Source organism: Acinetobacter sp. A2 (assembly GCF_048537555.1).
Lineage (GTDB): Bacteria > Pseudomonadota > Gammaproteobacteria > Pseudomonadales > Moraxellaceae > Acinetobacter.
Window position 1 is genome coordinate 169,722 of record NZ_CP183239.1, and the last position, 25,590, is coordinate 195,311.

The following is a 25,590-nucleotide window of genomic DNA, read 5'->3' on the forward strand; positions in this document are numbered from 1 at the left end:
TGTCTTAACCCTACTTGTAGGGGTTAACGACTGTTTGGGGTTGTATAGTCAAGTAATTAAGTGCATGTGGTGGATGCCTTGGCAGTCAGAGGCGAAGAAAGACGTGATAGCCTGCGAAAAGCTCCGGGGAGGCGGCAAATATCCTTTGATCCGGAGATTTCTGAATGGGGGAACCCACCTACCTTAAGGTAGGTATTGCAGCATGAATACATAGTGTTGCAAGGCGAACGCGGGGAAGTGAAACATCTCAGTACCCGTAGGAAAAGAAATCAATTGAGATTCCCTCAGTAGCGGCGAGCGAAAGGGGAAAAGCCCATTAAGTTATGTGTGTTTTAGTGGAATGCTCTGGGAAGTGCAACCATAGTGGGTGATAGTCCTGTACACGAAAGGGCACACATAATGATGACGAGTAGGGCGAGGCACGTGAAACCTTGTCTGAATATGGGGGGACCATCCTCCAAGGCTAAATACTCCTGACTGACCGATAGTGAACCAGTACCGTGAGGGAAAGGCGAAAAGAACCCCTGTGAGGGGAGTGAAATAGATCCTGAAACCGCATGCATACAAGCAGTGGGAGCCGACTTGTTCGGTGACTGCGTACCTTTTGTATAATGGGTCAGCGACTTATATTCAGTAGCGAGGTTAACCGCATAGGGGAGCCGTAGAGAAATCGAGTCTTAATAGGGCGTCTAGTTGCTGGGTATAGACCCGAAACCGGGTGATCTATCCATGAGCAGGTTGAAGGTTGGGTAACACTAACTGGAGGACCGAACCCACTGTCGTTGAAAAGCCAGGGGATGACTTGTGGATAGGGGTGAAAGGCTAATCAAACTCGGTGATAGCTGGTTCTCCCCGAAAGCTATTTAGGTAGCGCCTCGGACGAATACCATTGGGGGTAGAGCACTGTTTCGGCTAGGGGGTCATCCCGACTTACCAAACCGATGCAAACTCCGAATACCAATGAGTACTATCCGGGAGACAGACTGCGGGTGCTAACGTCCGTAGTCAAGAGGAAAACAATCCAGACCGCCAGCTAAGGCCCCAAAATCATAGTTAAGTGGGAAACGATGTGGGAAGGCATAGACAGCTAGGAGGTTGGCTTAGAAGCAGCCACCCTTTAAAGAAAGCGTAATAGCTCACTAGTCGAGTCGGCCTGCGCGGAAGATGTAACGGGGCTAAAACTATGTGCCGAAGCTGCGGATGTATACTTTGTATACGTGGTAGGGGAGCGTTCTGTAAGCCGACGAAGGTGGATTGAGAAGTCTGCTGGAGGTATCAGAAGTGCGAATGCTGACGTGAGTAACGACAAAACGGGTGAAAAACCCGTTCGCTGAAAGACCAAGGGTTCCAGTCCAACGTTAATCGGGGCTGGGTGAGTCGACCCCTAAGGCGAGGCCGAGAGGCGTAGTCGATGGGAAATTGGTTAATATTCCAATACTTCAGTGTAATGCGATGAGAGGACGGAGAAGGTTAAGTCAGCCTGGCGTTGGTTGTCCAGGTGAAAGGAAGTAGGCATGCATCTTAGGCAAATCCGGGGTGCTCTATGCTGAGATCTGATAGCAAGCTGTACTTGTACAGTGAAGTGGCTGATACCCTGCTTCCAGGAAAAGTCTCTAAGCTTCAGTTACACTGGAATCGTACCCGAAACCGACACAGGTGGTCAGGTCGAGTAGACCAAAGCGCTTGAGAGAACTCTGCTGAAGGAACTAGGCAAAATGGTACCGTAACTTCGGGAGAAGGTACGCTGTTGATGGTGATAGGACTTGCTCCTTGAGCTGTCGACAGCCTCAGAAACCAGGCCGCTGCAACTGTTTATTAAAAACATAGCACTCTGCAAACACGAAAGTGGACGTATAGGGTGTGATGCCTGCCCGGTGCTGGAAGGTTAATTGATGGGGTTAGCGTAAGCGAAGCTCTTGATCGAAGCCCCAGTAAACGGCGGCCGTAACTATAACGGTCCTAAGGTAGCGAAATTCCTTGTCGGGTAAGTTCCGACCTGCACGAATGGCATAATGATGGCGGCGCTGTCTCCAGCAGAGGCTCAGTGAAATCGAATTCGCCGTGAAGATGCGGTGTACCCGCGGCTAGACGGAAAGACCCCGTGAACCTTTACTGCAGCTTGACATTGAACTTTGACCTTACTTGTGTAGGATAGGTGGGAGGCTTTGAAACTCGGACGCTAGTTCGAGTGGAGCCGTCCTTGAAATACCACCCTGGTAATGTTGAGGTTCTAACTCTGTCCCGTTATCCGGGACGAGGACCATGTCTGGTGGGTAGTTTGACTGGGGCGGTCTCCTCCTAAAGAGTAACGGAGGAGTACGAAGGTGCGCTCAGCGTGGTCGGAAATCACGCGTAGAGTATAAAGGCAAAAGCGCGCTTAACTGCGAGACCCACAAGTCGAGCAGGTACGAAAGTAGGTCTTAGTGATCCGGTGGTTCTGTATGGAAGGGCCATCGCTCAACGGATAAAAGGTACTCTGGGGATAACAGGCTGATACCGCCCAAGAGTTCATATCGACGGCGGTGTTTGGCACCTCGATGTCGGCTCATCTCATCCTGGGGCTGAAGCAGGTCCCAAGGGTATGGCTGTTCGCCATTTAAAGAGGTACGCGAGCTGGGTTTAGAACGTCGTGAGACAGTTCGGTCCCTATCTACCGTGGGCGCTGGAAATTTGAGAGGATCTGCTCCTAGTACGAGAGGACCAGAGTGGACGAACCTCTGGTGTACCGGTTGTGACGCCAGTCGCATCGCCGGGTAGCTATGTTCGGAAGGGATAACCGCTGAAAGCATCTAAGCGGGAAGCCTACCTCAAGATAAGATTTCCCCGAGGCTTTATGCCTCCTAAAGAGCCGTTGAAGACTACGACGTTGATAGGTTGGATGTGGAAGCATAGCGATATGTGAAGCTGACCAATACTAATTGCTCGTGAGGCTTGACTATACAACACCCAAACAGTTGTTGTATCACAAGCATCAATCGATTCATAAAAGATCACTTAAACCTGATCAGATCAAATATCTTGATTCAGCCCTTGCTGAACATGAAATTTCAGATACAATAGCCAACCTGTTAATAACTCATTTGGAACGAAGTAAGGCATTACAAGCAAAAGCATCGAGCTTAAGCAATGTAACTAAGACCCGAACAAGTCCATAACAGTTGTGCTGGCGACAATAGCAAGAGTGAACCACCTGATCCCTTCCCGAACTCAGAAGTGAAACCTCTTCGCGCTGATGGTAGTGTGGGGTTACCCATGTGAGAGTAAGTCATCGCCAGCTCATTATTCAAACACCCTCAACTAACGTTGAGGGTGTTTTTTTATGGATAAAATAAAATGTTAAGAATAATAATCACATTTTAATTTTGTAAAAACAACATTAAATCCATAATTAATAAAAGGATTTAGACTAATGTTGAATTTTTATTCCCCTTGTTTTGTGTGAAAGTTACACAATCCACTTGAATAGCAAAGTGGACATGGATGACTGATAAAAATGAAAGTCTTCACTGTAAAAATCGCTATTTGAGTTCACTGAAACACAGCTCACAGGAGGTGAGGAATGGCACATCAAGCAATTAACGTGAATGATGTCATTGATCACGCAAAATTCAAACCATTTCATTTTAATGTCGTGGCATGGTGTCTACTGATCATTTTATTTGATGGCTACGACTTGGCAATTAATGGCGTTGTTTTGCCATTATTGATGGATGAATGGGGCTTGAGTGCTGTTCAGGCGGGTATGCTTGCCAGTACTGCCTTGGCAGGTATGATGTTTGGTGCCATGATTTTTGGTTCTTTGGCCGATAAAATTGGCCGTAAGAAAGTCATCATGATCTGTATTGTGCTATTTAGTGGTTTAACCTTTGCGGGTGGTTTTGCTTCGAATCCCACTGAGTTTGCAATTTTACGTTTCTTGGCGGGTCTAGGGATTGGCGGTGTAATGCCAAACTTGGTGGCATTAACTTCAGAATATGCACCTAAAACTATGCGTAGTACGCTCGTTACCACGATGTTCAGTGGTTATGCGGTTGGTGGTGTAATGGCTGCATTACTCGGCTCATGGTTTACCCCAAGTTTTGGTTGGGAAATTATGTTCTTTATTGCAGGGATTCCATTATTTTTATTGCCTGTGATTTGGAAATTCTTACCTGAGTCTTTGACTTTTATTGTAAAAGAAAACAAGCAAGATCAAGCACGTCCAATTGTGGCGCGTTTAGCACCAGATTTGAAAATTACGCAAGACACAACATTTGAATTGTACCAAGCAGATGTGCCAGAAGCGGCCAATGTGGTGAGCTTGTTTAAACGTGGTCGTGCAGTCAATACACTATTGTTCTGGTTGGCATTCTTTACGTGCTTATTAACCATGTATGCGCTTAGCAGTTGGTTGCCTAAATTGATGATGGCAGCTGGCTACTCGATGGACAACAGCTTAATGTTCATGATGGTGATGAACGTAGGTGCAGTTGTGGGTATTGTGGGTGGTGGTATTTTAGCAGACCGTTTCCATCTAAAACCTGTGTTAATGTTCTTAGGCATCATGGGTGCGTTGGTGATGAGCTTAATGGGCTTCCAGTCTAATCAGTTCCTGCTTTATATCTTGGTATTTTTGGCAGGTGCGGCTTCAATTGGCTCACAAATGTTGCTATATAGTTATGTCGCACAATATTACCCACTTGCAGTACGTTCTACAGGGATTGGTTGGTCATCTGCGATTGGCCGTATGGGTGCGATTGTAGGGCCAATCTTAATTGGCGGTTTGTTGGGCATGAACTTGCCCGCTCACTTCAATTTCATGGCCGTAGGTTTACCTGTCTTGATTACTGCAATTGCTGTTGCCTTAATTATGAATGAAGATGAAGCTGAACAAATTAAAGCTGGCAAAGCAGTAGCCGCAAAAGCTTAATTTGAAGTTCTGATCATAAAAAATCCTCAACGTTGCTTGGGGATTTTTTATGGATTGTATTGATTAAAAATAGATAAAATTGCCAATAAAAGCATAGATAAAATATGCAGATAAAAAGAAACCCCATCATCCTGACGGGGTTTCTTTGTATTTCGTGTTTTAGGTATAACTCCTGTCGTACCTCACGATCCTGATGCGCAAACATATTATTGTTGTTTTCTGTTTGGGAAACGTCCTGTTTCCTGATGATTTAAGAATATCCAAGCTGCACTCGGCTGCCTAGCATCTAATAGCGGCAGTTGTTGTAAGCAAAAACTGACAAGGCTATGTGGGTTTGGATTCAGTCGAAACTGATAATTTTGAGCAAATGATAAAATACTGAACTTATTTTTGTGTATAAACAGGCGTATACTGAGACTAATCTGGGAGTAAATATGTCTGATTTGTCTGCAGCATCTCATATTCAGTATGGCTCAAAACCGTTTAAGGCAATTCTTTTTTCACTGTTTTTAGCAGGGTTTGCTTCTTTTTCGATTCTGTATTGTGTGCAGCCAATGATGCCAATTTTGGCAGACTTTTTTAACGTTACGCCAACGCAAAGTAGTTTTCCGCTGTCATTTTCTACGGTGGCCTTAGCTGTAGGTTTGCTATTTACAGGTTTTATTTCAGATCGTTTTGGGCGTAAACCCATTATGGTGATGGCGTTATTTCTCGCTTCAATTTTGCTGATTTTGAGCGCTTTATTGCCCATCTGGCCGTTCTTTTTAAGCACCCGAGTTTTGATTGGTATTGCTGTTAGTGGTGTTGCAGCTGTCGCCATGACCTATATTGGCGAAGAAATTCAGCAGCAAGATATTGGCTTTGCCATGGGGCTGTATATTTCTGGAACAGCCATTGGTGGTATGAGTGGACGTTTAATTGCAGGGGTCTTGGTTGATTTTGTTTCTTGGCAAACGGCAACTTTGGTGATTGGTGGATTAAACCTGATCATTGCAATTATCTTTTATATACTCTTGCCTGCATCCAAAAACTTTACAGCGTATCCAATTCGTTTATCACGCTTTAAAGATGCCTTTGTGGCCAATTTGGCAGACCGTAAGTTAAGAATCCTGTTTCTGCAGGGCTTTTTGTTGATGGGCTGTTTTGTCAGTATTTTTAACTATATCAGTTACTACTTGTTAGCCAAACCATTTGAGCTTTCTCAAGTTTGGATTGGGGTGATTTCAATTGCCTACTTGGCAGGCATTTACAGTTCACCCCGTGCGGCAAGTTGGGGAAATCGGATCGGGCGTGAACGGGTATTGCCAGTGGTGATCGTACTGATGCTTGCTGCACTTTGGCTGATGTCGATTGCACATTTGGTGGTAGTATTACTTGCCTTGCTCTTATTTACCTTTGCCTTTTTTGCAGCGCATTCTACGGCCAGCAGTTGGGTGTCAATTCAGGCACTGCAATATCGTGCGGTAGGCTCATCTTTATACTTATTCAGTTATTACATGGGTTCTAGTTTGCTGGGTAGTGGTAGTGGGCTGATTTGGGAACAATGGGGTTGGACAGGACTAACTTGGGTGATGAGTCTGGTTTTAGGCTTGGCTTTGCTGGGTGCATGGCGTTTAAAAGTAAAAGTCTGAACGATGGCTTGATGCAATTTCGGCTTTATTGATTACATCATGATCCTTTACCTACACAAAATTAATAAAAATTAGCCACCTGATTTTGCATATTTTTTAATCAAGCAAGATGAATGGAATTCATGCTAAAATGATCGGCTTTCATCTTTGATGACTGCCGATCTTCCACTTGCCAGCCGAGAATTGCAAGCCATGTCTACTGCTTATACTGCTCAGACCGCACCCAAAGCGTTGTTTGATTACGACAAATATTGGGCGTCATGTTTTGAGCCTGCGCCATTTTTGCCGATGTCACGCGAAGAAATGGATCAGCTGGGTTGGGATGCCTGCGATTTTATTCTAGTTTGTGGCGATGCCTATATTGACCATCCTTCTTTTGTGTCAGGTGTGATTGGTCGTGTGCTTGAAGCACAGGGCTTTCGTGTTGGCATTATCGCACAACCAGACTGGACCAATGTGGAGTCGTTTCGGGTCTTAGGTAAGCCAACCATTGCTTGGGGCGTTACCGCAGGCAATATGGATTCGATGATCAACCGCTATACTGCAGACAGAAAAATCCGTTCTGACGATGCTTATTCACCAGACAATGTACCGAATAAACGTCCTGACCGTGCTGCAACCGTGTACTGTCAGCGCTGTCGTGAAGCTTTTCCTGATGTGCCTGTTTTACTTGGCGGGATTGAAGGCTCTTTGCGTCGTATTGCGCATTATGACTATTGGTCAGACAAAGTTCGTCGCTCCATTTTAATGGATTCTAAAGCAGACTTGCTGATGTACGGCAATGGCGAGCGTTCCATTATTGAAGTCATGCACCGTTTGGCTAAGGGTGAAAAAATCCATGACATTACCGACGTACGTGGAACCGCATTTATTATTAATAAGCATAACCGTGCGGCCAAAGCCAAATTTGTTGAAATTGCATCGAATGATGTGGACAGCGTAGGGCGTGTCGATCCAATCATTAACCCTTATGTGATGACCGAAGATTTAGACGGTTGTGAGATTGAAAAAGAAAAAGGCAACAAGCTTGCTCAATATCAAAATTTCCAAAAAGATGTGGTGAGCAATCCGATTGTGCGTGAAGGCGATCAGTTGGATGCAGATACCCAGATTGTACAATTGCAACCTGCGTCTAAAGCCATTAAACACAAATTACCACCACGTGAGCTGGCTGTCATTCGTTTGCCTTCTTTTGAAGAAGTCAGCGCAGATCCTGTGTTGTATGCACATGCCAACCGTATTCTGCATTTAGAAACCAACCCAGGTAATGCCCGCGCGTTGGTACAAAAGCATGGTGAACGTGATGTTTGGTTGAATGCACCACCTATTCCATTGACCACTGAAGAAATGGACTATGTGTTTGATTTGCCTTATGCACGTTTGCCGCATCCAGCTTATGGTAATGCACGTTTCCCAGCCTTTGACATGATTAAATTCTCAGTCAATATCATGCGTGGTTGTTTTGGTGGCTGTACATTCTGTTCAATTACCGAACATGAAGGACGGATTATTCAAAACCGTTCTGAAGAATCGATTTTGCGTGAAGTCGAAAAAATTCGTGATACTGCCCCTGGGTTCACAGGCATTATTTCAGACTTGGGTGGTCCAACGGCCAATATGTACCGTTTGCACTGTAAAGACCCAGAAATTGAAAAGAATTGCCGTAAACCCTCCTGCGTATTCCCAGGCGTATGCCAAAATTTACATACTGACCATGCGCCATTAACTCAGTTGTATCGCAAAGCGCGTGAGTTGAAAGGCATTAAGAAAATTCTGATAGGTTCAGGCTTGCGTTATGACTTGGCGGTGTTGAACCCTGAATATGTTCGTGAGTTGGTGACGCATCACGTGGGCGGTTATTTGAAAATTGCGCCTGAACATACCGAAAAAGGTCCATTGTCTAAGATGATGAAACCGGGCATCGGAACTTATGATCGCTTCAAACAGATGTTTGATCGTTTCAGTAAGGAAGCAGGTAAAGAGCAATATTTGATTCCGTACTTTATTGCTGCGCATCCGGGTACCACGGACTACGATATGATGAATTTGGCCTTATGGCTGAAAAAGAATGGTTTCCGTGCCGATCAGGTGCAAACTTTCTATCCATCGCCAATGGCGACGGCTTCAACCATGTACTACACCGGTAAAAACCCACTGGCTAAAGTGGCGCGTTATACCGAAAATGTAGATATTGTAAAAGGTGAAAAGCGTCGTCGTTTGCATAAGGCTTTCTTGCGTTACCATGATCCGAATAACTGGCCGTTACTACGTGAAGCTTTAAAAGAAATGGGGCGTGCCGACCTTATTGGTAATTCTAAGCAGCATTTGATTCCGACCTATCAACCGCAAGGTACAGAAGGGCAATATCAATCTGCACGTAAGAAAAACTCAACAGTAGCGGGTGATTCGCAAAAACGTACAGGTCAAACTGGCAACCGTGGTCAGAACAGCAATCGTCCGAAAAAAGGGCAGATTTTGACTCAGCACACGGGTTTGCCACCTCGTGAAACAGGCGAAAAACGTCCATTTTCACAGAAAAAATCTAAGCTAAAATCTAGAGCTTAAGTTAATTCGGAACTGACCAAAGGGCGCTGCTGCGTCCTTTTTTATAGGTATTTTCATTTCATCGGAATTGTTCGACAATCGAAATGCTTAAGCATTGCATTGTTTTTTAAGCATGTTATACAGTACAGACATACAAAGATAAAAAGCACGCTGCTATATGCTACAGCGCTTAGACAAAAGGCTAGCTTGTGAAACAAAACGTCTGTTTCTATGATGGTTTTGTGAGTGTTGCATGTAGTTTCATAAATTGAATGCTTAAATAAAAAAGCGTGTTATATACTGATTTGATGAAAAAATTGGCATGAAGCCGAAACAACTATAAAAATGATTTTAAGGAATGAATTATGACCATTTATATTTTGATAGGGGTTTTTATACTTATTTTCTTTCTCTTGATGACGGTAAAGAGTTTGGAAAATAAAGAAAAACCTCAGGACAGTGCACTGAAGCAACGTGCGATTTTCAGTTTGAATGAACAACTGACCTATACACGTTTGCAAGAAATTTTACCTAAGCATACCGTATTGGCGCATGTGTCTTTTGATGCCTTGCTGACCACGAAATTTTCTCGTACTCGCCATAAATATCGCAATATGGTGGCTGACTTTGTGGTGTTAGATGCAAACAATCAGGTGGTGGCGATTGTCGCTTTAGATGATGTTTTAATGCTGAAACGTAGCCGTAATGCACAATATCAGGATGAGTTATTGCGTTTGGCGGGCTATAAAGTGCTGCGTTATGAAGAAGTGCCAGAATATCACGAATTACGCGAAGCTTTTGGGCAGTCATCATCATCGTATGCAGATTTAGAAGATTTGGATACTGCGCTAAAGAAGTATGATTTTTTAGCACATTCTGTACGCCATAAGGTGAAAGTTTTGGGCTAAGCCGTTGCAGCTAAAATTGCTTGATCGATCATATGAATCAGCATGTCGTCATGACATGCTGATTTTTTTTGATTAGCTGTGATTCTTGATTTAATCGGTTCTATTTTAGGTTCGGTGGGGATTAAGGTTTGACTGCAACCACAGTCATTTCCACCAAAACATCGGGGTGATACAGTTTGGCTTCTACACAAGTACGCGGCAAGGCTTGAATGTCTGCTACCCACGCATCCCAGACGCTATTCATAGCGGCATAATCACGTTCTATGTCTTTCAGAAAAATCATCACCGACATAATCTGAGATTTATCGGTCCCTGCATCTGCCAGTAAACGGTCTATCATCGCTAAAGTTTGCTGTGTCTGGCCATAAATATCTTGCTGTGTGTCTTCAGCCAATTGTCCTGCTAAATGCACTAAATTGCCTGAAATGGCAATTTCAGAATAACGTTGTTGAACATGCAGACGTTGTACAGCCATGGAATGTGATCCTTGCACCAAAGCAATAGGGTTAAAGCGTGCACTATTATAGAGGTTGGCAATTTATTGGAAAATAGAAGCGATGCCACTTTAAGTAAGATTTAGAAGAATTGAGCGATTTGATCAGAAGAGGATACTGAGAGAGTGTTAGATTGGGCGAAGTGCCAAGCGCAGAGTTGTCCTGTAATCTTCGGATTTGATCGTCACGCCAATCACAGGACAAGTATGCCAAAAGTAATGGTGATTTTTGGCATCTCAGCGTATGTACGGATAAATACATCGCGCGCATAGATTACTCTAAAAAGCCCTGCTGTGAAGTGCAAATTGTTTTATTTTTATTCTTTTGTCTGAATTTTATACAAATTGGTGGCACTGAGTGTTTGTAGAGGCTGAAAATCACTACATTCAAAAGTACAGTAATTAACAGGGTTTAAAATGTTTTAAAGTAAAGACAATTGTGCTTGTTCTTCAGCAGGGCTGAGCTGATATAGTCCGACACCAATTAAACGAAATTGATCTTGCGGTGCAATATGCATTTCAGCCAGTAGTATCTGCAATACATCCTCCAAGTCCTTTTTACTAGACAATGGCTGTTTAAAACTTTTACTGTGCTGTAAGACCTGAAAGTTTTTGAGTTTCAGTTTAGCGGAGACGCCATGTGCGACATAATGCTTTTTTTCTAAACTGTGCCAAACCTGATCGATTAAACCTGACCAGTAGCCAGTACATTCCGCTAAGGTTAAATCATCATCAAAGGTAATTTCCTTAGAAATTTGTTGGCGTTCACGTTCTGCTTGTATAGGACGTTCATCTATACCTTGTGCAAACAAAAACAGGCGCTGACCGTATTTGCCAAAATGATGAATCAGAATATTTTCTTCAATATGTTGTAAATCGCCCAAAGTGGTTAAGTTCAGACTTTTGAGTTTTTCCTGAGTGACTTTACCTACGCCTGGAATTTTCTTGAGTGGTAAGTCTTGAATAAATTGCTGTACTTGACTGGGTTTAATGACACAAATGCCATTGGGTTTGTGCCAGTCAGAGGCGATTTTGGCTAAAAATTTATTTGGCGCAACACCTGCCGAAGCCGTTAAGCCTGTGCATTGAAAAATATCTTCCCGAATCCGCATCGCAACTTCGGTTGCACTTGGGATGTGCTGTAAATTTTCTGTGACATCCAAATAGGCTTCATCTAAAGACAAGGGTTCAATCAGTGGCGTATAATGCTGAAATATTTGATGAATTTGTGCAGAGACTTCACGGTACAGGGCAAAATTGGGTTCCAGTACCACCACTTGCGGGCAGCGTTTGCGGGCTTGTGACATTGACATGGCCGAGCGTAAACCAAACTCACGCGCAGGATAAGACGCTGCCGCAATCACCGCACGTGGATGATGCGAGGCAATTACCACAGGCAAATGTCGTAGCTCGGGGCGACTGCGCAGCTCGACAGATGCATAAAAGGCATCCATATCAATATGAATGATTTTTCGCATGGTACAGAACAATAGTTGAATCGTGTAGATTTCAACAGTATCGCATGTTTAGGAAGCAGGGTGTAGCTTCTGACGCAGCGGATAAGGCGTCGTGGTATTCAACAAAATCACCTGCGTGTTCTGCGATTCGGCATATTCAATTAGGCTTTGCATGCTGCGTGGCCCGTGGTCGGCAATGCGGGGTAAAAATTGCAAAGTTTGAGATAAAGGTAGAAAAAAGTTATCCCAGTGAATTGGGATGACCACGCTTGGTCGTAGTGTGCCTAGAGTTTCATCTAAATACTGCTGCTGAAAGCTTGTAGATTGTTTAGAAAGTTGTGCAATGCCCAAAAATAGGGTGTCGACCTGCAAATGTTGTAGTTGTTTGGGAATGGCTCCTGTGCTGGCTTTGACCAAAATATTTTGTTCAGGATGCTGAATGTAATAGTCGAAACTGCCACCTTCTTTAAATTCATAAAAACGGGCAGGCAAATGTAAGGGGTGGGTGATCTGTTCACCTAAATCATTGTTGATGGCTGTGGCAGGTGTGTGCTGTGAAGGAATGGCTGTAATTTTGAACTTTCCAATCTGCAAAGGTTGTGCAGGATTGACGTGGCTTAAACGGGTTTCAGCAATCTTTGCTGCACGGGCAATATTTAAACTGCTGTTTGAGCCGATAATTTGGCTGTGCTGTAGTTGCTGCGCTAAAAATGGCAAATCCAGACTATGATCATAGTGTGAATGTGTGACTAAAATCGCCCGAGTGCGTTGCAATTGATGTTGTTGAATCAAACTGTTGAGCAGATCGGGCTGGCTTTGTAGTCGGCTAAACATAACCTGTGATAATGACGGACGACTGAAAAACCCATCAATTAAAATTTGGCTGTCACCATCATCAAATAATAAGGTGGACACACCAAAATAATGAACCTTTAAGCCAATGTTTGTCGTTTCAGATGTGGTGTTATTTGATGTTGTTGGGTGATTTGATTGGTATTGCCAAGCAGCAAACTGTTCTACTTTACCCGCAGGTTGTAGTAGGTAAAAGAGCGCGAATCCTACGCAAATACTGAGAGCGAGTGCCGCCCAAAGTAGTCCTTTGATGATTTTCATGGTGGTATTTTTTTATTGTGATGCGGCTATCTTGTTATTTTTTGGGCATGGCTTCAAGGTTTAAAGGCTGAATAGCATAACTGTCTAAAAACTGTTGCCATTGTTTGGCATTGCCATAAAAAACATTCAGGTCTACCTGTGTGGCAATCCCTGCAATTTTACCTTGATTGGTATGTTGCCAGAACAGCCATTTGGGCTGACCTGCCAGTTGTGGTTTGCCATGATACTCTCTGACCCACAGTGGTGTATGGGCAAAACTTTCGGTCAATACCATATTGTAGAAGGCTTTGGATACATAAAAAATAGGCTGTTTTTCATAGTGCTGATACAGGGCATCGTGCATGCTTTGAATTTCTTTGAGCAACTGCTCTTTGGTGTGGGTGTTGATGCAGTTACTGTCATATTCCAAATCAATGACAGGTGGTAGGCTGTCCTGCTTTTTGGGCACCGTGTTCATAAAGTTTTCTGCCTGAGTTTTTCCATCACGACATAGCCGATAAAAATGATAGGCACCGACCAAAAAACCACGTTCACGGGCTTTGAGCCAGTTGTGCTGAAATTTTTGGTCTTTAAAGTCACCGCCTTCGGTAGCTTTTAAATAGACAAAGGCATATTTTTGTGGCGAGATTTTATGCCACTGAATTTCCCCTTGATGATGGGATACATCAAAACCCTGAATAGGATAGTCCTGTGCAGCAGCAGGGGACTGTCGCAGAATACCGAAATATATGAATACCGCCAAAATCGCACTACCTATTACGCCAATTGCAATGCGATAGTGCGGCGTAAACTTGGAGCTGGCGTGTTGACGAGACGGTTTGCGCATATTCAGATTTAGGCTGAGTAAAGTTCTATCATAACCCGCAGGATGGCTCAGTACTATGTGATTTTTGAGAGCGTTTTAAACCGCAGTATGTCTCGGAATTTTCCAAAACACCATAAATGCCAGAATATTTAAAACACCCAAACAGATTAAAGTGGCATGAAAGGCATGAGTCAGTTGTTCTGCGCCGTAATAGGAACTAAAAGCATTGACCAACGTGCCTGCCAAAGCCACACCAATACTCATGGATAGCATCATAATCATAGATAAAAAACTGTTACCGCTGCTGGCATCCTGCGCAGGCAAATCTTTTAGGGTGAGGGTGTTCATACCCACAAATTGTAGAGAATTCAGTACCCCAAAAATAAAGAAGTGTAGCGCCCGTAACCATGTGGCAGTTTCAGCGGTGGTCAGTGCAAAACTGGCAATACATGCCCCGACTAGTAAGGTATTGGTCAGTAGAAACTGACGATAGCCAAAACGTTGAATTAAAGGTCGAATAATCGGTTTAGAGACCAGTGAGCCGAGTACGGTAGGAATCATCATCAAACCTGTGATGAAGGGTTCAAAGCCAAAAGCCACCTGTAGCATGATGGGCATAATAAAAGGCATGGCATTGCCACCAAAACGGGCAAAGAAATTGCCTAAAATACCAATGGCATAAATACGGTGGCGGAATAAATCACTGCGAAACAAGGCATTTTGATGCGTATGTGCATGTCGTGCATAAGCTGCCGCAGCCAGTGCACCAATGATTAATAACGCCACGCTCCATAGAATACTTTGTTGTTGATTCGCCAAGTTTTCAATGCCCAGTGATAAGCCTGCCATGGCAAGTACCAGTAAAATAAAGCCCCAAAGATCGAAGCTTTTCACGCTTGCTTCGGTGAGGTTGGGCATGGCTTTGACACAAATCCAGCAGCCCAATATGCCCATAGGAATATTGATTAGGAAAATCCAGTGCCAAGACGCAGCTTCCACCAACCAGCCGCCAAGGGTTGGACCAATTAAGGGGCCAATTAAGCCTGCAAGACTCATCAGACTCATGGCTGATAAAAACTGGGTGCGTGGAATGATTTTTAGCATTGCCAAGCGCCCAACAGGCAAGAGTAAAGCCCCACCTATGCCTTGAATGACCCGATAAATCAGCAATTCATTCAAGCTTTGCGCTGCTGCACAACCTAATGATGCCAAAGTGAAAATAATAATCGCGGCAAAATAGGTATTGCGTACCCCAAAACGGTCTGCCAACCAGCCACTTAATGGAATACAGGCAGCCACCGAAAGTACATACGCCACCACCACGCTATGCATGCGCAAAGGGTCTTCATTCAGACTGTGTGCCATGGCGGGAATGGCAGTATTGACGATGGTAGTGTCTAGCGCCTGCATAAAAAAGCCAATCGAAACCAGAAAAACCAATAGTCGGTATTCAGGATGCAAGGCTTGATGGGTGGGTGTCTGGTTCATAACTCGGGGAAATGGGCATTTGGCTTAGTTTAAACCATTTCAGTGATACACGGGCAGAACCTCAAAAAACATGAAAAGTGTTGAAAATTCAAAAAAATGCCATGAAATCGTCATCTACCTGTCACGGATTATTCACTTTGAGTTTGTAAGTTGGGTGCATTTAGAAAAATGACGAGTAATTTATGAAAACGCAAATTTCTGCATTAATGTTGGCTTTATTGTCTGTGGGGATGGTGGGATGTAACGATGATAACGATCCTATTCCAGTAAAAGTTGAAGAAGTTGTTGAAGATACACCAACAACAATTAGTTTGGAGCGCTTAGGGATATACGATGCACAAGTTTTTGGTGCGAGTGCAGCGGAAATCCCTGCTTATGATGCTCAAAGCAAACGTTTATTTGTTGTGAATGCTAAAAATGGTGTGGTTGATGTACTCGATTTAACCAACCCAAATGCACCTTTTAAGCTTGATAGCTTAGATGCCAAGGCTCATTTGGCGAATTCTGAAGTGAATAGTGTAGCGGTACATCAAGGTATTGTGGCTTTAGCCGTTCAGGCGACACCTAAAACTGATAAAGGCATCGTGGCATTCTTTAAGGCTAAAGACCTGAGTTTTATCAGCAAAGTTGAAGTTGGTGCATTGCCTGATATGCTAACTTTTACCCCAGATGGAAAAAAAGTTTTGGTTGCCAATGAAGGTGAGCCAAATGAGGGCTACGCCATTGATCCAGAAGGTTCCATCAGTATTATTAATTTGACGGATATTGCTAAGCCTACGGTAAGAACTGCAGATTTTCAGGCATGGAATACACGTAAGCAGGAATTATTAGATGCGGGCGTGCGTATCTTTGGTCCAAATGCGACTGTTGCGCAAGATTTAGAACCTGAATATATCGCTGTGAGTGATGATGGTAAAACTGCTTGGGCAAGCTTACAAGAAAATAATGCGATTGCTGTGATTGATTTGGTTCAAGACCAAGTGGTCGATATTTTCCCGTTGGGCTATAAAGACTTTGGCTTAGCTGAAAATGCTTTAGATGCTGGCGATCGTGATTGTGTTGTAGGTAAACAAGACCATAACGGAAATACGATTACAGCCTGTGCTAAAGATGAAGGAATGATTAATATTCAGGCTTGGCCAGGTTTATACGGCATGTATATGCCAGATGCAATTGCACAATACCAAGCCAATGGACAAAGCTATTTGGTCACTGCAAATGAAGGTGATGCACGTGAATGGTTGGTTGATGAAGACTTATATTTTGGTACAGATGATCTAACTCAAGGTTATGCAGAAGAAATTCGTGTTAAACACTTATTTAATAGTAAAGGCTTTCGTACCAATGGCGATTATGCTGCACATTTACGTTTATTAAAGTCTGGCGTTAAAGGTGCAAAGCTTGATTCAAGCGTATTTAAAACATGTACCACGACTGATACCAATGAAGTCTGTGCAGATAATTTGATTAAAGATTCACAATTGGGGCGTTTAACGATTACTTGGGCGCAAGGTTACAAGAAAGATGAAAATGGTGAGCCTGTACTAGATAGCGATGGTTTAATGACCTATGACAAACTTTATGCCTATGGTGGTCGTTCATTTAGTATTGTAGATCCTAAAACCAAACAAATTGTTTGGGACTCGAAAAATGACTTTGAGCACATAACTGCTGAATTATTTCCAGAATACTTTAATACTAATCATGATGAATTAAAAGTCGATGATCGTAGTGACAATAAAGGACCTGAACCTGAAGGTATTACTTTAGGTAAAATTGGTCAAAAAACCTTTGCTTTTATTGGATTGGAGCGTATGGGGGGCATTATGGTGTATGACATTACCCAACCAACCCAGCCTTTCTTTGTTGAATATTTTAATGATCGTAAGTTTGGTGAAACTCGTTCATCTTTCGATGCGGAAGGTAATGCTGTTACGGTTGAAAATTCGAACCTCGGCCCTGAAGGCTTAACCTTTATTGCAGCCAAAGACTCACCAAATGGTAAGCCTCTTTTGGTCGTAGGTAATGAAGTCAGTGGTACGACAGCGGTTTACCAAATTAAATTAATTGAGTAAAAGCTGAAATACAAACTGAAGAGAGCATTGCGATGCTCTCTTTTTTATTGAGTAAATAACACCTTAAAAAACAGAAAAAAAGCGAGTCTATGACTCGCTTAAATTTTTGGGCAGTAATGAGCTAAAAGATAAATCGCTTTAACCCACAAAATGACGTGGTGAATCTAAGTTTTTCAGTGCATTAATAATTTTATGTGAATGATTACAAACAATCAGTTTGGCACGGTGCTGCGGTGGTAAAAAACCCTCGTGTACGGCATGATCTAACTGCTGAATCAGGGCATCATAAAAGCCATTTACGTTATATAAAATCATCGGTTTCTGGTGTTGATTCAATTGCCCCCAAGTGGCAATTTCCAAAATCTCTTCAAAAGTCCCTAAACCACCTGGCAAGGCTACAAAGGCGCTGGCACGCTCTGCCATCATCGCCTTGCGTTCATGCATACTTTTAACCACGTGTAATTCAGTTAAATTACTGTGGGCAATTTCATAATCCAGCATAAACTCAGGAATGACCCCTACAGCTTGTCCACCATGTTGCACGACAGTGTCTGCAACCAGCCCCATTAAACCAATACTCGCACCGCCATAGACCATACCAAAACCTTGTTCTGCCAGCTTTCTGGCCAATTGCACTGCTTTTTCCTGATAAATCGGGTTATTGCCAGCACGTGAGCCGCAATACAAGGCAACCAAGGGTTGAGTCGTCTGAGGAGAGGGATTATTCATATATTGGGTCATTCTAGATACGCTATTCATTTATTTTCTTCACCATAACATGTTCTTTTTCTTGGCTCTAGCTTAGTCCCGAAATATGACAATCCCGCAGATCGTTTCTTTTCAATTTGCAAAGATTTGTGATTCTACCGTGACACAGCAGCGCTGCATCTAAAAAAGGGGATGAATCTCAGCGCAAACTTTCCTATACTCAAGGCTTGTCTTACAACTATAGAATCGTCATGGACAGTGGCAGTTGTCGCACCGAACGAATATTTTTTAATGTGATGTCAAGCCTGCAAGGGCAAACCAAGTTAGCTTTAATACAGGATACGTTTTGGGCGTATTCAGCTTTAGATATTCAGGAGAAGAACAGATGATCTTTGAATGGATGTCTGACCCTGCAGCTTGGGTGGGTTTGTTGACCCTAATTGTGCTCGAAATTGTATTGGGTATTGATAACTTAGTCTTTATTGCCATTTTGGCTGAAAAACTTCCACCAGAACAACGCAATACGGCACGGGTCGTGGGTCTGATCCTTGCTTTGGGCATGCGCCTAATTTTACTTGCTTCTATTGCGTGGGTGGTAACGCTGACCCAACCACTGTTTCATATTTTTGATCATCCTTTCTCTGGACGTGACCTGATTCTGCTGTTTGGTGGTGTGTTCCTGCTCTTTAAAGGCACTATGGAACTGCGAGAACGCATTGAAGGCAAACCTGCACTAAAAGAAGAAAACCCTGTGCACGCTACTTTCTGGATGGTGATTGTGCAGATTGTGGTGTTAGATGCTGTCTTCTCCCTCGATAGCGTAATTACTGCTGTGGGCATGGTGCAGCATTTATCTGTCATGATGATTGCGGTGATCATCGCAATTGGCATTATGCTATGGGCTTCCAAAGCACTGATGGACTTTGTCAATAAGCATCCGACAGTGGTGATTCTATGCTTGTGCTTCCTGATGATGATTGGCTTCTCCTTAGTGGTTGAAGGCTTTGGTTATCACATTCCAAAAGGCTATTTATATGCCGCAATTGGCTTCTCGGTGATGATTGAATTCCTGAACCAAACCATCCGCAGAAATCAGGAAAAAACCGTGACCACGACTGATTTACGCTACCGTACTGCTTCTGCGGTGATGCGTATGTTGGGTGGGAAAAGCCAAAACACCACAGAAAGCAGCCATGTGAGTGAAGATGTGTTGGCCACGCGCGCCTTTGCCGATGAAGTCTTTGATGCAGAAAATGGGGTCTATCATAGTGTCATGGTGCAAGGGGTATTGGGCTTATCTGAACGTCCTGTAAAGTCAGTGATGACGCCACGTCCCGAGCTGGAATGGATTGATTTAGATGAAGACGAAGCTTCTATCCGTAGCCAGTTATTGAGCATGACCCATTCACGAGTGATCGTGGCACGTGGTGAACTAGACAATATTTCGGGTATTGTCCTGACCCATAAAGTGATGAATCAGTACATTGAAACTGGTGTGCTGGATTTTGAAACACATCTGCGTGAACCTGTGATTGTGCATGAAAATGCACAGGTATTGATGGTGATGGAACAACTGCGTCAAGCGCCGTTACAAATGGCAATTGTGCTGAATGAATATGGTTCTATTGAAGGAGTAGCAACTCCTATTGATATTCTGGAAGCCATTGCAGGTGAATTCCCTGATGAAGACACCATAGATGCGCATGCCGAAAGTCTGGAAGATGGTTCCTTGCTGCTAGATGGCTCCACCGATATTCGCCATGTTTCTTTATTGCTTGGGCGTGATTTGGTGGATGAAAGCGAGCAATATTCAACCTTATCGGGTTATATTCTGTTCCATTTGGGACGTTTGCCTGAAAATGGTGAAAAGCTGTTATCCGATGGATATATATTTGAAGTCGTGACGATGGATGGACATAAAATTGAAAAAGTCCATCTGATTCAGCAAGAGCCCTCAAGTACATCATAAGCCTTGACTTAGCTGTATTTCAGTCTTGTGCTTCCGTTAAAATAGCCTGCATTGTCAGGCTATTTGGGGGGGCTGTTGACATTTCATAAATGGCTTGCGCTGTAGGCTAAAACTGAGCATGAGACGTATACGTCGTAAAGCATGAAACGCAGGGAATAGCGAGACTATTGCCAAGTTTCATAACGCAATCTGAGAAAGTTTTAGCCACATGAGCAAAAACAAAGCACTGCTTTGTTTGCTGCGCAAGGGGGGCGAGCATATTTTTTGCTGCTATTGCGTTATGTGCCAGTCATTTAGAATGACTAAATTTCCTGCCCCATGCCTTATATCAGCTAAAAAACCTTGCGAGATATATCTCTCATGCCGCAAACATAGACGAAGTGTCAACAGACCCTATTATTGAGATAAATTTCTGGAATTTTCTATGAGTGATTGGGCATGTCCATGTGGGCAAGGGAATTATCAACAGTGCTGTCAGCCTTTACATGTGGGGCAAAGGCATGCAACCACAGCAACCCAGTTGATGCGTTCACGCTATAGTGCATTTGCCTTGCAGCAGATTGATTATATTGTGCAGACGACTGCGTTGGGGCAGCAGGCCAGCCTAGATGTAGCTGCGATTGCAGATTGGAGTCGGTCAAATCAATGGTTGAAATTGGAAGTGTTGAGCAGCAATGAAAAGCTGGACAAAACTCATGCACAAGTAGAGTTTAAAGCGCATTACCATGATGCTAAACAGGTACAGGTTCACCATGAAATTTCCCATTTTGTACAATATCAGGCACGCTGGTATTTTCTAGACCCGACCACAGGGCAACAGCCAACCATGAAACAGCCATGTATTTGTGGTTCGGGTAAAAAATTTAAGCAATGTTGTGCGCAATTTTTATAACTTTTATTTGGTTTTCGCTTATCATAACGCGCATCTATTGGCCTAGTGAAAGAAGGGCAAGTCCATGTTGTTGTTGGTCATTTACTTAATTGCCATTACTGCAGAAGCGATGACAGGCGCATTGTCTGCAGGGCGTCGTAGCATGGACTGGTTTGGGGTCACCCTGATTGCCTGTGTCACCGCATTGGGTGGTGGTTCGGTACGAGATGTCTTGTTGGGGCACTATCCTTTAACCTGGGTGAAGCATCCTGAATATTTGGTGCTGACCTGTATTGCCGCTTTTGTCACGATTTTGATTGCCAAATGGATGCGCCATCTACGCTCAATTTTCTTGGTGCTAGATGCCTTGGGTTTAATTGGATTTACCATTATTGGCTGTCAAATTGCTTTAGAAATGGGGCATGGTTTTGTGGTATCTGCCGTGGCAGGTGTGCTGACAGGCGTATCGGGCGGGATTTTGCGCGATATTTTATGTAACGATGTGCCTTTGGTGTTCCGCCGTGAGTTATATGCCAGTATTTCTTTTGTATCTGTCATTTGTTATTGGCTATGTATTGAAATTGGGTTGTCTTTAGAACTAACCGTGATTGCGACTTTGGTGTTTGGCTTTACCTTGCGTTTGATTGCCATTTATTTTGGTCTAGAAATGCCAAAATTTATTTATCAGGATGATGATGAGCATTCGGCATCATCCAAAGATGAGTCCTAAGACTGCTCATTTTCAAATTTAAATTTTAGACTGATCGCATAGGATTGGTCTTTGGGGACTATCCCTTTTATAAGTATTCATAGTATAAAAATAGAACACACCGCTGTGCCCGCACAGCCCTCCTTTTAGCCAACCTGAAGAGTGTGTTATGGATTTAGTTTCACGTGTACAACGTCTGCCGATTGGTAAATTTCACTATAGCCTTCTGGTGGTGATTGGTCTGGGCTGGATGTTTGATGCCATGGATACAGGACTGATTTCCTTTATTTTGGCAAAAATGGCAGAAGACTGGAGCATGACCCCTGCGGAAAAAGGCATGGTAGTGTCAATTGGCTTTGTCGGTATGGCTATTGGCGCAGTCTTTTCAGGTGGTCTGGCCGATAAAATTGGACGTAAAACAGTATTTGCCAGTACCTTGGTTATTTATAGTCTGGCAACTGCAGCCTGTGCCTTTGCACCTAATTTAACTTGGTTGTTGGTATTTCGTTTTATTGTCGGCTTAGGTTTAGGTGGGCAGCTTCCTGTTGCCGTAACTTTGGTCAGTGAATATATTCCTGCACATGTACGTGGGCGCTTTATTGTATTGCTGGAAAGTTTTTGGGGTTTGGGTTGGTTATGTGCGGCATTGGTATCCTATTTTGTGATTCCAAAATTTGACTGGCACATGGCATTTTTAATAGGTGGTTTGCCTGCCTTGTATGCGTTGGTGATCTGGAAAAAAGTCCCTGAGTCGATTCCTTATTTAATTAATCGTGGACGTATTGCTGAAGCACATGCCTTAGTACAAAAGTTTGAGCGTCAATGCGGGGTAGAGGTGATTGAACAGATTGAAGTTCAGCCTGTTGCAGCCAAACAACACATTTCATTTACCCAGCTATGGTCGGGGCCATTTGCCCGCCGTAGTTTAATGCTGTGGTTAATTTGGTTTGGTATTGTCTATTCCTATTATGGCATTTTTACGTGGCTACCAAGCCTGTTGGTACAGCAAGGTTATAGCATCGTACAGTCATTTGAATATGTGTTGGGCATGATTTTGGCACAGCTCCCGGGTTATATTGCTGCCGCATGGTTGGTCGAAAAATTAGGGCGCAAAGCCACTTTGGCTGGCTTTATTGGGATGTGTGCAGTTTCGGCTTACTTCTTTGGTCAGGCAGACAGCGTAGCAATGATCATGTTCTGGGGTTGTTTGATGTCGTTCTTTAACTTGGGTGCGTGGGGCGTGTTATACACCTACACCCCAGAGCAATATCCAACCAATATCCGTGCTTTTGGTTCGGGTTGGGCCTCGGCCATTGGGCGTGTAGGGGGGATTGTCGCCCCAATGGTGGTCACCCACTTAATGGTGATGCAAAACGGCTTTAGTTATGTCTTTATGATGTTTACCGCTGTTTTATTGGCCGTGGCTGTGGTGATAGTGGTGTTGGGTGAAGAAACCAAAGGCAAAACGCTAGAGTCGATGGGTTTGTAAAAGACAATTTGCCTATTTTTATTTGGCATTGCATATCGGTTATAAAATGCATATTTTTAAGTCATAAGACACAAAATGTCGCAGAGCACCTGTACTAACTCTTGTGCAGGATGCAACTGCGACTTAGCATAAGCCCATTGATACAAAAACAAATGATTTAGGACGATAGGTTTTATGACAAACCTTGCGCATCATGCGACAGAAAACCGTTCCGTAGCAGAATTTACTGAACGTGCATATCTCAACTATGCCATGTACGTCATCATGGATCGTGCATTGCCACATATCAGTGATGGTCTGAAACCTGTTCAGCGCCGTATTGTATATGCCATGAGTGAGCTGGGGCTCAAGCACAGCGGCAAACCAAAAAAATCGGCCCGTACCGTGGGGGATGTGCTGGGTAAATACCATCCACATGGTGACTCCGCCTGTTATGAAGCCATGGTATTGATGGCACAGCCATTTAGCTATCGCTATCCTTTTATTGAAGGTCAGGGTAACTGGGGCTCACCAGATGATCCTAAATCATTTGCCGCGATGCGTTATACCGAAGCTAAACTGTCGCAATACAGCGAAGTATTGTTGGCAGAATTGGGGCAGGGTACCTGTGACTGGCAAGATAACTTTGATGGCTCTTTAAAAGAACCGGTCAATTTACCTGCACGTGTACCGAATATTTTGCTGAATGGCATCACAGGTATTGCCGTGGGGATGGCCACCGATATTCCACCGCATAACCTGCGTGAGGTGGTCAAAGGTACTATTGCCCTGATTCGTAATCCAAATTTGAGTGATGAAAAAGTCGCAGAATATATTCCTGCGCCTGATTTACCGACCAAAGCCGAAATTATTACCCCGCCTGAAGAATTGCTAAAAATGCAAAGTACAGGGCGTGGTAGTTACCGTATGCGTGCTGTTTACAGCGTCGAAAAAAACGAAATCGTGATTACAGAACTGCCATATCAGGTTTCAGGCTCGAAAATCATTACCCAAATTGCAGATCAAATGCAGGCAAAAAAACTGCCATTAGTCAGCGACGTTCGTGATGAATCTGACCACCAAAACCCAACCCGTTTGGTGATTGTACTGCGCTCCAACCGTATTGATGCCGAAGCGGTGATGAGTCATTTGTTTGCCACCACCGATTTAGAATCGAGCTATCGCGTCAATATGAACATGATTGGTGCAGATGGTCGTCCACAGGTTAAATCGATTCGTCGTATTTTGTTGGAATGGATTGAAATTCGTAAGAATACCGTTACACGTCGTTTGCAGTACCATCTCAATAAAATCGAAAAGCGTCTACATATTTTGGCAGGTTTGCTGATTGCCTATTTAGATATTGATACTGTAATTCGAATTATTCGCGAAGAAGATCATCCTAAAGCTGAACTGATGTCACATTTTGGGATTGATGAAATTCAGGCCGAAGCCATTTTAGAGTTAAAGCTACGTCATTTAGCCAAACTTGAAGAAATGGAAATTCGCCGTGAACAGGAAGAACTCGAAGCCAAAGCAGCCATTATTCGTGAACAATTGGCCAACCCTGAATCTTTGAAAAATTTGATTATTAATGAGTTGAAAGAAGACGCGAAAAAATTTGGTGATGATCGTCGTTCACCAATCGTATTGCGCGCTGAAGCGACTGCAATTAATGAGCAAGATATGTTACCTGCCGACCCTGTGACTGTGGTGTTGTCAGAAGCAGGTTGGATTCGCTGTGCCAAAGGACATGAAGTGGATGCAGAAAATCTGAACTTCCGTGCAGGTGATCAATACCTTAGTCATGCGCAAGGCAAATCCAATCAGCGTGTTTATATTCTTGATGACATAGGACGCAGTTATGCGCTGGCCATTAATAGCTTGCCATCGGCACGTGGTTTAGGTGAGCCGCTGAGTTCTAAGCTTTCACCTGCCAGTGGTGTTGGCTTTAAACAATTACTGATTGCAGAAGATGACAGTGAAATTTTAGCCGCCAGCAGCAAAGGTTATGGCTTTAAAACGCAGGCCAAGCAGCTAGATACCAGTGCCAAAGCCGGTAAAGCGTTCTTATCTTTGCCTGAAAAAGCCACGGTGATGAATTTACAAATGACTGAACAAGCCAGTCATGTTGCACTGCTCAGTTCAGCGGGACGTTTATTGGTAATTGAGTTGTCAGAATTGCCAGTTTTAAACAAAGGTAAAGGTAATAAATTGATACAACTCGAAGAAAAAGATCAGTTGTTGTCTATGCTACCCTTAAATTTAGATGAAGCAATTCAAGTATTTGCAGGACAGCAACAATTAAAACTCAAAGGCGAAGACTTGCTTAAATATGTGGCGAAGCGTGGCACGAAAGGTCAGCTCCTACCACGCGGCTATCAAAAAGCAAATAAACTGTTAATTCAAAGATAATACTAGCGTTTTTTAAGCAAAATACGT

16 protein-coding genes and 2 rRNA genes are annotated in these 25,590 nt (G+C 43.5%); 12 read left to right on the forward strand and 6 right to left on the reverse strand.

Features of this window, described 5'->3' with window-relative positions; genetic code table 11:
* The first annotated feature begins 46 nt into the window (after positions 1–46).
* From ACNS8M_RS00755 to ACNS8M_RS00780, 6 genes are all read left to right on the forward strand, one after another.
* Positions 47–2,939 (forward strand): 23S ribosomal RNA (locus ACNS8M_RS00755).
* Positions 2,940–3,162: 223 nt separating this feature from the next.
* Positions 3,163–3,277: ribosomal RNA gene (gene rrf / locus ACNS8M_RS00760) — 5S ribosomal RNA — on the forward strand.
* 282 nt (positions 3,278–3,559) lie between these two features.
* Positions 3,560–4,909 (forward strand): aromatic acid/H+ symport family MFS transporter, encoded by a 1,350-nt coding sequence (locus ACNS8M_RS00765; protein ID WP_168419404.1) that lies wholly within the window; start codon positions 3,560–3,562, stop codon positions 4,907–4,909.
* Between the two features lie 434 nt (positions 4,910–5,343).
* On the forward strand, positions 5,344–6,540 hold the full coding sequence (locus ACNS8M_RS00770; protein WP_419225021.1) for an MFS transporter: 1,197 nt from the start codon (positions 5,344–5,346) through the stop codon (positions 6,538–6,540).
* Positions 6,541–6,732: 192 nt separating this feature from the next.
* The gene (locus ACNS8M_RS00775; RefSeq protein WP_419225315.1) at positions 6,733–9,105 is read left to right on the forward strand and encodes a YgiQ family radical SAM protein; all 2,373 of its coding nucleotides are present in this window, start codon (positions 6,733–6,735) and stop codon (positions 9,103–9,105) included.
* Between the two features lie 344 nt (positions 9,106–9,449).
* Positions 9,450–9,992, forward strand: coding sequence for a DUF2726 domain-containing protein (locus ACNS8M_RS00780; RefSeq protein WP_168526632.1), 543 nt, complete (start codon positions 9,450–9,452; stop codon positions 9,990–9,992).
* 121 nt (positions 9,993–10,113) lie between these two features.
* Here ACNS8M_RS00780 and ACNS8M_RS00785 read toward each other — a convergent pair whose 3' ends face one another.
* The 5 genes from ACNS8M_RS00785 to mdtD all read right to left on the reverse strand — a co-directional run bounded on the left by ACNS8M_RS00785 (position 10,114) and on the right by mdtD (position 15,348).
* On the reverse strand, positions 10,114–10,467 hold the full coding sequence (locus ACNS8M_RS00785; RefSeq protein WP_168461858.1) for a RidA family protein: 354 nt from the start codon (positions 10,465–10,467) through the stop codon (positions 10,114–10,116).
* Between the two features lie 440 nt (positions 10,468–10,907).
* Complete coding sequence (gene dinB / locus ACNS8M_RS00790; protein ID WP_419225022.1) at positions 10,908–11,963, reverse strand: DNA polymerase IV; 1,056 nt, start codon at positions 11,961–11,963, stop codon at positions 10,908–10,910.
* Positions 11,964–12,011: 48 nt separating this feature from the next.
* On the reverse strand, positions 12,012–13,055 hold the full coding sequence (locus tag ACNS8M_RS00795) for an MBL fold metallo-hydrolase (protein ID WP_419225023.1): 1,044 nt from the start codon (positions 13,053–13,055) through the stop codon (positions 12,012–12,014).
* A gap of 34 nt (positions 13,056–13,089) precedes the next feature.
* Positions 13,090–13,881, reverse strand: coding sequence for a GH25 family lysozyme (locus ACNS8M_RS00800; RefSeq protein WP_419225024.1), 792 nt, complete (start codon positions 13,879–13,881; stop codon positions 13,090–13,092).
* 75 nt (positions 13,882–13,956) lie between these two features.
* Positions 13,957–15,348 (reverse strand): multidrug transporter subunit MdtD, encoded by a 1,392-nt coding sequence (gene mdtD / locus ACNS8M_RS00805; RefSeq protein ID WP_168461855.1) that lies wholly within the window; start codon positions 15,346–15,348, stop codon positions 13,957–13,959.
* Positions 15,349–15,530: 182 nt separating this feature from the next.
* Here mdtD and ACNS8M_RS00810 point away from each other — a divergent pair, with 182 nt between their 5' ends.
* The gene (locus tag ACNS8M_RS00810) at positions 15,531–17,423 is read left to right on the forward strand and encodes a choice-of-anchor I family protein (RefSeq protein WP_419225025.1); all 1,893 of its coding nucleotides are present in this window, start codon (positions 15,531–15,533) and stop codon (positions 17,421–17,423) included.
* A gap of 138 nt (positions 17,424–17,561) precedes the next feature.
* On the opposite strand, the gene ACNS8M_RS00815 is transcribed toward ACNS8M_RS00810, so the two are convergent.
* Positions 17,562–18,182, reverse strand: a complete 621-nt coding sequence (locus ACNS8M_RS00815) for a TIGR00730 family Rossman fold protein (protein WP_168419396.1) — start codon at positions 18,180–18,182, stop codon at positions 17,562–17,564.
* A gap of 334 nt (positions 18,183–18,516) precedes the next feature.
* Between ACNS8M_RS00815 and ACNS8M_RS00820 the strand changes: the two genes are divergently transcribed.
* The 5 genes from ACNS8M_RS00820 (at position 18,517) to parC (ending at position 25,563) form a co-directional block, all read left to right on the forward strand.
* Positions 18,517–20,100, forward strand: coding sequence for a TerC family protein (locus ACNS8M_RS00820; RefSeq protein WP_168419438.1), 1,584 nt, complete (start codon positions 18,517–18,519; stop codon positions 20,098–20,100).
* 424 nt (positions 20,101–20,524) lie between these two features.
* Positions 20,525–20,992 (forward strand): YchJ family protein, encoded by a 468-nt coding sequence (locus ACNS8M_RS00825; RefSeq protein WP_168525636.1) that lies wholly within the window; start codon positions 20,525–20,527, stop codon positions 20,990–20,992.
* Positions 20,993–21,056: 64 nt separating this feature from the next.
* Positions 21,057–21,701, forward strand: coding sequence for a trimeric intracellular cation channel family protein (locus tag ACNS8M_RS00830; protein ID WP_168419440.1), 645 nt, complete (start codon positions 21,057–21,059; stop codon positions 21,699–21,701).
* A gap of 148 nt (positions 21,702–21,849) precedes the next feature.
* Positions 21,850–23,169, forward strand: a complete 1,320-nt coding sequence (locus tag ACNS8M_RS00835; protein ID WP_168419441.1) for an MFS transporter — start codon at positions 21,850–21,852, stop codon at positions 23,167–23,169.
* A 174-nt stretch (positions 23,170–23,343) separates the two neighbouring features.
* On the forward strand, positions 23,344–25,563 hold the full coding sequence (parC, locus tag ACNS8M_RS00840; RefSeq protein WP_419225026.1) for a DNA topoisomerase IV subunit A: 2,220 nt from the start codon (positions 23,344–23,346) through the stop codon (positions 25,561–25,563).
* The last annotated feature ends 27 nt before the right edge of the window (positions 25,564–25,590 follow it).

Bases quoted from the DNA above. Each gene is read 5' to 3' on its own strand.
- ACNS8M_RS00830 (WP_168419440.1), top strand. From the start codon at position 21,057: ATGTTGTTGTTGGTCATTTACTTAATTGCCATTACTGCAGAAGCGATG.
- ACNS8M_RS00820 (WP_168419438.1), top strand. From the start codon at position 18,517: ATGATCTTTGAATGGATGTCTGACCCTGCAGCTTGGGTGGGTTTGTTG.
- ACNS8M_RS00800 (WP_419225024.1), bottom strand. From the start codon at position 13,881: ATGCGCAAACCGTCTCGTCAACACGCCAGCTCCAAGTTTACGCCGCAC.
- mdtD (WP_168461855.1), bottom strand. From the start codon at position 15,348: ATGAACCAGACACCCACCCATCAAGCCTTGCATCCTGAATACCGACTA.
- ACNS8M_RS00815 (WP_168419396.1), bottom strand. From the start codon at position 18,182: ATGAATAGCGTATCTAGAATGACCCAATATATGAATAATCCCTCTCCT.
- ACNS8M_RS00795 (WP_419225023.1), bottom strand. From the start codon at position 13,055: ATGAAAATCATCAAAGGACTACTTTGGGCGGCACTCGCTCTCAGTATT.
- ACNS8M_RS00775 (WP_419225315.1), top strand. From the start codon at position 6,733: ATGTCTACTGCTTATACTGCTCAGACCGCACCCAAAGCGTTGTTTGAT.
- parC (WP_419225026.1), top strand. From the start codon at position 23,344: ATGACAAACCTTGCGCATCATGCGACAGAAAACCGTTCCGTAGCAGAA.
- ACNS8M_RS00770 (WP_419225021.1), top strand. From the start codon at position 5,344: ATGTCTGATTTGTCTGCAGCATCTCATATTCAGTATGGCTCAAAACCG.
- ACNS8M_RS00825 (WP_168525636.1), top strand. From the start codon at position 20,525: ATGAGTGATTGGGCATGTCCATGTGGGCAAGGGAATTATCAACAGTGC.
- ACNS8M_RS00785 (WP_168461858.1), bottom strand. From the start codon at position 10,467: ATGGCTGTACAACGTCTGCATGTTCAACAACGTTATTCTGAAATTGCC.
- ACNS8M_RS00810 (WP_419225025.1), top strand. From the start codon at position 15,531: ATGAAAACGCAAATTTCTGCATTAATGTTGGCTTTATTGTCTGTGGGG.
- dinB (WP_419225022.1), bottom strand. From the start codon at position 11,963: ATGCGAAAAATCATTCATATTGATATGGATGCCTTTTATGCATCTGTC.
- ACNS8M_RS00765 (WP_168419404.1), top strand. From the start codon at position 3,560: ATGGCACATCAAGCAATTAACGTGAATGATGTCATTGATCACGCAAAA.
- ACNS8M_RS00780 (WP_168526632.1), top strand. From the start codon at position 9,450: ATGACCATTTATATTTTGATAGGGGTTTTTATACTTATTTTCTTTCTC.
- ACNS8M_RS00835 (WP_168419441.1), top strand. From the start codon at position 21,850: ATGGATTTAGTTTCACGTGTACAACGTCTGCCGATTGGTAAATTTCAC.